Origin of the sequence: Proteus hauseri (genome assembly GCF_040139125.1) — a bacterium.
Classification (GTDB): domain Bacteria; phylum Pseudomonadota; class Gammaproteobacteria; order Enterobacterales; family Enterobacteriaceae; genus Proteus; species Proteus hauseri_B.
Map to the genome: position 1 here is coordinate 37,082 of NZ_JBEEUB010000015.1, position 9,789 is coordinate 46,870.

Sequence of the window (9,789 nt, forward strand, 5' to 3'; positions counted from 1 at the left end):
TATGTGACTAGTGCGAATGAATGCAGTCAACAACGCTACAACTTGAAGTACGACAAGTAAATACTCTAAATAATTCAAGGTGTAGCTAGGCGACAAATGAATGAGTCACTAGGAGCATACATAAGTATGTGACTAGTGCGAATGAATGCAGTCAACAACGCTACAACTTGAAGTATGACGAGTATGACCTTATGAGCCTCGGTCTATGGCTAAGGGCGGTAGCGTACCTAAATCCCCTCAGACATTGACCTAATTACTGGGAGAGAAAATGGAAAATCAATCTATCATGCTATTGCGCCGATTAAATCCTTATTGTGCAAAAGCCCTTGAAGCAGCGGCATCATTATGCCAAACACGTGCCCATGCTGAGGTTACTATTGAACATTGGCTATTAAAAATATTAGAGCAGGGTGAAAGTGATATCACCGTATTAGCGCATCGTTATGAATGGGATTTATCTGCGCTGTGGCAAAGCTTATTAGATTCTATCGACAAACTTCCTCGCTCAGTTCGCAGCCGACCTCAATTATCGAAGCCTTTACTTGAACTGATTAAAAATGCGTGGGTCATTGCCTCATTAGATGAAGATATCGAGCAAATTCGTAGTGTCCATTTACTGACTACAATGACTCGCCATCCAACATTAGTACAATTAGATGCCCTCTGGCCTTTAATGACATTAGGTGAAACACAACTACAACGATTAAGACCTTTACTTGATGCCCAATCAGATGAAAGACCTGAAGTTCAACAACTTGCGGCGCATAATCATACCGCTGAAAATAACCTAGACCACGAAAATAACGATCAACCATCAACTTCCTCTGACAACGCCATTATTGGTCATACATTAAGTGAAGCTCTACTAGCTGTATTAAATAAGTTCACGATTGATGTCACTGAAAAAGCGCGTCTTGGTGAGATTGATCCTGTATTTGGTCGTGACGATGAAATTCGTCAAATGGTCGATATTCTCTCTCGTCGTCGTAAAAACAACCCCATTTTAGTTGGTGAACCTGGTGTAGGTAAAACGGCACTTGTTGAAGGGCTTGCACTGCGTATTGCTGAAAAAAATGTCCCTATTAGTTTGCAAGCTACTGCACTACGAACATTAGATTTAGGTCTATTACAAGCTGGTGCTGGTGTAAAAGGTGAATTTGAACAACGGCTAAAAAATGTAATTGATGCAGTTCAGCAATCACCCACCCCTATTTTATTATTTATTGATGAAGCACATACCATTATTGGTGCAGGTAACCAAGCCGGTGGCGCTGATGCCGCTAACTTATTAAAACCAGCATTAGCACGCGGTGAATTACGCACAATTGCAGCAACCACTTGGTCGGAATACAAACAATATTTTGAACGTGATGCCGCATTAGAACGCCGTTTCCAAATCGTAAAAGTTGATGAACCCGATGATGAAAAAGCCTTTTTAATGTTACGAGGGCTTAAATCTCGTTATGCAAAATACCATGGTGTACATATTACCGATGATGCCGTAAAAGCCGCAGTAACGTTATCGCGTCGTTATTTAACCGGTAGACAACTCCCTGATAAAGCGGTTGATTTACTTGATACCGCAAGTGCAAGAATTCGCATGAGTTTAGATACCTTGCCTGAAGAGTTAACACGCATTAAAGCTAAACGTTATGCATTAGAACTGGAACAAAAAGCGATTTTTGATGATATCACTATTGGTAATTTAGCGAATCAAACCAAACTACCCGATTTATCTACTCAAGATGCCCAACTTGCTATTCAACTCGAAACATTAGAACAACGATTTGAACAAGAAAAAAAGATTATCTATGAGTTAATTGAAAGTCGTCGAGATCCTGAAAATGCAGAGTTTTCAGCACAACTTCAGCAACAACTTATTCAGTTACAACAAGACGCTCCGTTATTAAATCCCGATGTTGATGTTCGTACGGTAGCAACTGTTATTGCGGATTGGACTGGCGTTCCGCTTTCAAGCCTACTTAAAGATGAACAAATTGGTTTATTAGAGTTAGAAAAAAACCTAGCACAACAAGTTGTAGGACAAGATAACGCGCTGTTAGCGTTAGCTCAGCGTTTACGAGCATCAAGAACCGGATTAGTTTCTGAAAATGGACCTCAAGGTGTCTTTTTATTAGTGGGTCCTAGTGGTGTTGGTAAAACTGAGACTGCTTTAGCACTTGCGAACGCTCTCTTTGGTGGTCAAAAATCTTTAATCACTATTAATATGTCAGAGTATCAAGAAGCCCATACTGTCAGCCAATTAAAGGGGTCACCTCCGGGTTATGTGGGATATGGTCAAGGTGGCGTATTAACCGAAGCTGTAAGAAAACGCCCTTATAGTATTGTATTACTTGATGAAGTTGAAAAGGCTCATCGAGATATTCTTAACCTATTTTACCAAGTTTTTGATCGCGGATTTATGCGAGATGGCGAAGGTCGTGAGATTGATTTTCGTAATACTGTTATTTTAATGACGGCAAATTTAGGCAGTGATTATTTAATGCAGCAGCTGGAAGAGTCGCCATTAAGTACAGATAGCGATTTACACGAAACGCTTCGCCCTATTTTGCGTGAACATTTCCAACCTGCACTACTGGCACGCTTTCAAACATTAATTTATCGCCCTCTTGATGCCATCGCATTACGTACCATTGTTGAGATGAAGTTAAAGAGTGTTATTAAACGGCTTTATACCCACTATCGATTAACCGGTATTGTTGAAGAAACGCTCTACGATACCATTGTAGATGCCTGCCTATTACCAGACACAGGCGCTCGAAATATCGATAGTCTACTTAATCAACAAATCCTGCCTATATTGAGTCAACAGTTACTATTACGCCAAGCCAACGCTGAAAAATCACACTATGTCATTTTGGGCTATAACGATGAAGATGGAATAACACTGAGCTTTAGTGATGAGTTGCCACAAAAAGCCCAGTCTTTAAATAAAGAAGTGGGAGTTGAATAATGAGTATCACCAGTCTCACTAAAAATCTGCTAAACGGACAAAATCGCTATCACCTTAATGTACAAGGTTGTGATATTTTATTTGATGTTGAACATTTCACGGGTCGTGAAGCGATTAGCGATACCTATCATTATCAAATTACCTTTACCTGCCAAGCTCAAGATTTACAACCGCAACAACTGTTGCGTCGTAGTGCGACACTTTCTTTTACTCCTCCACTCAATAGCATTGCAGAATTAGCAACTCAAGAGCCCATCACCAAGCAAGTTCACGGCGTTGTCACACAATTTCGGCGCCTATCTGGATCAGTAGATGAAGCCCGTTATCAATTAGTCATTGAGCCCGTATTTGCATTATTACGCCATCAGATACGTTCTCATCGCTTCTTCCTCAATCAGTCAGTCCCTGATGTCGTTAGTCAAATTTTACGTGAGCATAATTTTAAAGATTGGGAGTTTGAATTTACACTGAAAAATGAATATCCCAAACGGGAACAAATAAACCAATATAATGAAAGTGATCGCCAATTTATCGAACGACTATTAAGTGAAGTTGGTATCTTTTATTCATTTTACTTACAAGAACAAACTCAGACTGAAGTGATCCGTTTTGCTGATCGCCAAAGCGCCTATATTTTTGATAAAAAACTTCCCCTTAACAGCCCTTCTGGCATGAACGATAATCACCAAGAAAGTATTTGGGGGTTATCTCTGCGTCATCAAGTTGTCGAACAAAATGTATTAACCAAAGATTATAACCATCGTCAAGCACAAGATACGTTGCTCTCTGCCGTTGCTGATATGACTCGCGGTGAAGGTGAGGATATACATTATGGTGAAGTTTATCATTATCAGGCTCGACATCTTTCTCGCGGTGATAAACTTACCCCCGAAACTGAAACCGCCAACTTTTGGGCAAGATTAGATCATGAACGTTTTCTTTCAAAACAAACCTTACTAAAAGGTGAAAGTAATGCTGATTCCCTCACTCCGCTCTTAGTGCTTTCGATTACAGATAACTCTTTATCTTCGTCATTACCTTCAGTTTTTCAATCACCGATCCTTATTACTCGTTTACGCTTTAGCGGTGGTCGAGAAAAATCCCTACAAGTACGTTTTAATGCTGTACCTTACAGTGAAACCCTTTGCTGGCGACCTACGGTTAAGCCTCGCCCCATTATCACAGGCACACTCACCGCACGTATTACCAGTGCTAAAGATAACGATATTTATGCGCATCAAAATGAAGACGGCTTTTATTGGGTAAAATTTGATGCCGATCGTGATGAAAAACCCATGGGTTACGAAAGCATGCCAGTACGCCTTGCAAAACCTTATGCTGGTGACACTTACGGGATGCACTTTCCTCTAATCCAAGGGACAGAAGTCGCTATCGCCTTTCATGAAGGCGACCCTGACAGACCTTATATCGCCCATGCACTTCACGATTCACGTCGCCCAGACCATGTAACCGACAAAAATAATACTCGTAATGTTATTCGTACACCGGCTAATAATAAGCTGCGTATGGAAGATAAACGAGGTGAAGAACATATCAAAATCAGCACTGAATATGGCGGTAAATCACAATTAAATTTAGGGCATATTGTTGATGCCAATCGAGATAAACGCGGTGAGGGTTTTGAGTTACGCACAGATAGCTGGGGTGCAATAAGAGCCGGTAAAGGATTATTTATTAGTGCAGATAATCAAGCCAAAGCAGGCGGTGAAGTGCTGGCGATGGAAGAGGCTATTGAACAATTAGAACAGGCACTGTCACTTGCTAGAAATCTACAAAAAGCAGCTATGGTAGCTCATGCCAGTAGCAATGATTTAGAAAGCCAATCAAGTTTAAATACAACTTTAAAACATTTATCCTCCGCAGGTATGCTTTTACATGCACCAAAAGGTATCGGTATTTTAAGCCCTAGAGCTATTATGCTTTCTTCTGGAGTTGAGAGCATTGGGATCATATCGGGTCATAATACGGATATTAGTGCAGAAAACTCAATAACAGCAACAGCGAGTGAAAAAATAAGTTTGTTTGCTAGAAAATCAGGAATGAAATTATTTGCAGGACAAGGAAAATTAGAATTACAGGCTCAGGATGATGAATTAAATGCCATTGCGTTAAGCAATATATTATTAAGTAGTGAGCAAGGTAAGGTTCTTATTAAAGCTGAACAAGAGCTTACTTTAACTTGTGGCGATGCTTATATAACGCTTAAAAATGGAAACATTGAGCTGGGTTGTCCTAAAAATATTCTATTAAGATCATCGAATGTCCAAAAAATGGGAGCGGCTTCCTTATCAACTCCAATTAATGAACTTCCTCGAGGTTTTAGTGGTGAATATCTATTAACGAGTGAACAAACAGGAGAACCATTACCTTTCACTTCTTATAAAATCACAACAGAGGAAGGAGAAGAATATAATGGAGTTTCTGATAAAGATGGGAAAACACTAACTATCTATACGTCTTATCCTAACTCATTAGAAATTGAATTTCCTGATACCATTCACGATGAGCAATTCAAAGCAACTAATATATCAACAGGAAAACCTATTCCTAATTATCCTTATTATATGACATCAAATAGCGGCATCGTTTTATTTGGATATACAGATAATCAGGGTTTGACAGAGCGGATTGAAACCGCTGTTGAGTCTGATATTCAAATTTTATGGGGAGATGAGGCACTAGAAAAAATAGAACAAGGAGAAGAAAATGCCCAATAAAGAAACAACGGCTAAAACTAATGGGAACTCAAATTCGATCAAAACAATCACACTCAATGTCTTACAATTTGAGCAATTATGGGATGCCTATCCATCTTCAACAATAGAGCACAAAGATCCTAAAACAAGGGATGATGTTTTTTCAGATCATTGTGCAATACATGTCAGTGAAGCACTGTACCAATGTGGAATACTCATGAGGAGTTTTCGTGGTACTCGTTGTTGGTATTGCCCAACAACTGACGATAAAACAAAAAAAGGTATACATGCAATTAGGGCACAAGAATTAAGTGATTATTTACAAAATCAACCTTTTGCAGGTTGTCCTAAAGCAATAGAATTAACTGTGAGCTCATACGAAAGTGTAATATCAGATAAAACTGGCATTATATTCTTTCAGGATTATTGGTTACGGGCTGGAGAAAAAATAGCAACAGGTGATCATATTGATTTATGGAATAAAGGCGAATTAGCAGGTAGTGGAACAATAGGCTCTTTTTTTAGAGTAACATTTCCTGATTTTACAGAAAGTATTACCAATTTATTTGGCTCAAGTAATCGTATCACCTCTCTTAAAAAAGCAAAAAAAATTCTTTTTTGGGAGGTATTATGATTAAGCGATTTTTAATTTTTTTATCCATACTAATTACCTCATTTTATACACTAATTTTATTTCTATCGTTAGATGGTTTTCAAAAAAATGGTATAGTAAATATAGTATTAGATAAACTTCCAACATCAAACCCCAGCCATTCCTTTATCTTGCTTATAGTTTTCATTCTATTGTTAAACATAGCAATATACAAAGTTATAATTAAACAAAAACACATCACCATAATTAAATATAATATATTACTTTCATTTTTAACTGGAGCCACTATTACTATTTTCTTAGCCACTATTCCTGGGCTATCTAATTATCTGTATGATAAATACATTTTATTATTTTACAATGGTATTAATTATGATAACGAGGAACGCACACAACAAATGTTTTCTTTTATCTTTAGATCACTCAGTTTAATTTTTATTCTTGGAGAGGTGATTTCATATTTAATTATAAAAGTAAGAATGAGAAAATAAAGATTATAAGGAGATTTGCATGTTTTCAAACAATACCTCATCAGCTTGTAATTCCAAAACTGTTGCTATTAATAAAAATCAAAGAAAATATTATATTGAAATACAACTCGTTGATGAGTTAAACAAGCCTATTTCTGGTATATCATGGTATGCTGAAAATGAATCAACCCGTTGTGGACATAATAAGATTTATAAAGGAAAAAGTGATAAAGATGGAATAATTTCCATTAAAAATTTACATAAACTGGAACTTTCTCTTTTTCTAGAAGCTCAGACATTTGCTGATGAAATGGAAAAACGACAACTTAGATTAAGCCGATACGATGAAAGTTCAACAGTCAAATATTATACAGATAAGAACCATATTTATCACTATGCAAAAATTGGGGAACTATGTAATCAAGCGCCTGTCATTGAAAATTGGAATGAAAAAGAATTACCTTTTTATCACTTCCCAAATGGAAATAAATTTGATGGATATAAAATATCCGATCAACAGTTAGATAAGCGTCATATTATTGAAGTTTGCCCTTTTCGTGCATGGTCATTAATTCTTCATCATATTCCTGAATATTCCCTAGTTAATGCCTATAATCTCGCTGTTATATCTGATTTATCCTACCTTGATGAACCTGATTTACTTAAATTTTTCAATCATGATTTTCAAGATTTATCGACTATTCCACAACTCACAAAATCCACGATTATGCCCTATACCGTAGTTAATGATGTTCCATTTAGTGAACGTTACTATCCTCCTATTTTTATGGATACTCGCCAAGCAGCTACTTCTGTCGGTAATACGCAACTTTTTTATGTTGAAAATAAACAACATATTATTGTTTCTTGGCGAGGGACACAGGAGTTTCCCGATTGGCTTACTGATGTTAGTTATGCTCCAAGTATTTGCCCTAAAGAGATTGCCTCTGAGGGGAAAATACATGGGGGTTTTTTAGAAGCCTATAATATATCGAAAGTAAGTTTTGAAGATAAATTTAAAAATATAAATGATAAATTGAGAGGTAAAAAGCTTTTCATTTGTGGACATAGTTTAGGCGGTGCGCTTGGTCTAGCTTATGCCGCTGAAATGAAAGATTACAACCCTTTACTATATACCTATGGTATGCCGCGTATTTTTTCAGCTAAAGCTATTCAAACAATGACAAGCTTTGTTCATTACCGACATATTAATGATTCCGATACTATCACCAGTGTTCCACCTGACGCCGATTTAGATAACTGGCTATATGGTAAATTTGGTTACTTGGGTAATACTTTTGGTTTTATTTGGGCTGGTTTAGTTCAACTTCCGTTAGATAAAATAGGTGCTATATCAGGAGATCCTTTTTGGCATCATGGTGAATTAGTTTGCTTTTTTAAAATAACACAATCCGTTGAATGGCAAGAATGTACTATTGATAACAATCCATCTAGTTGCCGCACTTTAAGATATCCGCTTCCTATTAAGATCAAACTTTTTCTTGTTCCTTCTATAGCAAAATTAGAAAACCAACAAGCACATTTAAATCAAGAAGTCTTTATGAAGGAACATAGTATAAACGATGTTCAACGCCTTTTTCCCCCTAATACCAATCCATTATTAGATAGTTTCACAAATCCTAAAAATCATTCTATGTCTGGAAGGTATGTTCCCTATTTAAATAATGAATTATTAGAAGCGTCTTGGCCTGAAATTCAATTACAACGTAAGCTTAAACGACTAGAATTTATAGAGCAAATGGAGAAAAACAGCCATAGACACGATAATGCAGGGATTTCTCCTGAAGAATTAGAAAGAGATAAATCATTTTTAAATATGCAAGAATTGGTTTCAAGTACCCTTAATATCACAAAATCAATTCCAGGAGGCGAAAATGCCCTTATCCGTTTTAGAAATAAAGCAGTGGAAGAATATGAACCATTATAAATGGATCTTCTTATTTTTTTTCATTATTATTCAAGGCTGTGCACCTCGCAGTGATAAAAATAAAACACTGTCTCCCCCTGCTGATACTGAGTGGGTTACCGTCGGGATTAAACTTCCAGCAGGCATTGAGGCATTACCTTTAAATGTGCTTTATCGTTCCGATATTTGCCAACGAGCTCAATATAACTCTGCGGGTAAGAAAGAGTATATTCCGGGTTTTAACCCTAATACCGTAGCACTTAAACAACAGGGTAACAGTAATATCTATCAAACAAAAATTGCTCTTAATGGGGGTGGTTCATGTCAATGGCAATTAAGTGAAGTTTGGATATCAATCGTTTACAAAAAAACATTAAATACTTATAGTGACTTTGAAACGATACCATCAGATAAACTTATTTTAATCTTTAAGGAGCATAATTTTCGGCCACCAGAACTGATAAGAAATTTAATAAAAAATGAAAAAATAGAACTGAATTACTATCCGGTATTTATTAATAACAAAGTATCAAATGAGAAAAAAATAACTTTGTTTAACCATTGGAATAGATCTCAATATATATTAGTCAATAATGAAAGAAATATATTATTCACCCCTATCTATCATAAGGATAATATCACGAGGGTTGACATGCCTAAAGAGCTAGAAAAAGATATTATTATTTATTATTCAGATGGTACTATAGAAAAAGTCAAATATTGGAGACTAAATTTTAATAAATTAAAAAGTATTAATTGAATATAACTTCAATTACAATCCAGGAGGTTATTTGAACTTATTTGTTTCAAATATAAGGCAAGAGAAGAATATGAACCGTTATAAATGGATCTTCTTATTTTTTTTCATTATTATTCAAGGCTGTGCACCTCGCAGTGATAAAAATAAAACACTGTCTCCCCCTGCTGATACTGAGTGGGTTACCGTCGGGATTAAACTTCCAGCAGGCATTGAGGCATTACCTTTAAATGTACTTTATCGTTCCGACATTTGCCAACGTGCTCAGTATAACTCTGCGGGTGAGAAAGAGTATATATCTGGTTTTAACCCTAATACCGTGGCACTTAAA

The 9,789-nt window shown here is 36.6% G+C and carries 6 protein-coding genes and 1 pseudogene; all 7 read left to right on the forward strand.

Annotation, left to right across the window (positions count from 1 at the left end):
• Positions 1-268 precede the first annotated feature (268 nt).
• Entirely contained in the window at positions 269-2,974 is a 2,706-nt protein-coding gene (gene tssH, locus ABN099_RS18190) for a type VI secretion system ATPase TssH (protein WP_349465826.1), read from the forward strand.
• Entirely contained in the window at positions 2,974-5,712 is a 2,739-nt protein-coding gene (locus ABN099_RS18195) for a type VI secretion system Vgr family protein (RefSeq protein ID WP_349465828.1), read from the forward strand. Before tssH ends, ABN099_RS18195 begins: the two co-directional genes overlap by 1 nt.
• A complete protein-coding gene (locus ABN099_RS18200; RefSeq protein ID WP_349465830.1) occupies positions 5,702-6,325 on the forward strand; it encodes a T6SS effector amidase Tae4 family protein in 624 nt (207 codons plus the stop codon). The genes ABN099_RS18195 and ABN099_RS18200 overlap by 11 nt, the downstream gene beginning before the upstream one ends.
• The gene (locus ABN099_RS18205; protein WP_349465832.1) at positions 6,322-6,795 is read left to right on the forward strand and encodes a hypothetical protein; all 474 of its coding nucleotides are present in this window, start codon (positions 6,322-6,324) and stop codon (positions 6,793-6,795) included. Before ABN099_RS18200 ends, ABN099_RS18205 begins: the two co-directional genes overlap by 4 nt.
• A gap of 19 nt (positions 6,796-6,814) precedes the next feature.
• On the forward strand, positions 6,815-8,722 hold the full coding sequence (locus tag ABN099_RS18210) for a lipase family protein (RefSeq protein WP_349465834.1): 1,908 nt from the start codon (positions 6,815-6,817) through the stop codon (positions 8,720-8,722).
• Entirely contained in the window at positions 8,670-9,461 is a 792-nt protein-coding gene (locus ABN099_RS18215) for a hypothetical protein (protein ID WP_349465836.1), read from the forward strand. The genes ABN099_RS18210 and ABN099_RS18215 overlap by 53 nt, the downstream gene beginning before the upstream one ends.
• Positions 9,462-9,531: 70 nt before the next feature.
• Positions 9,532-9,789 (forward strand): annotated as a pseudogene (locus ABN099_RS18220) (hypothetical protein); the annotation flags it as partial.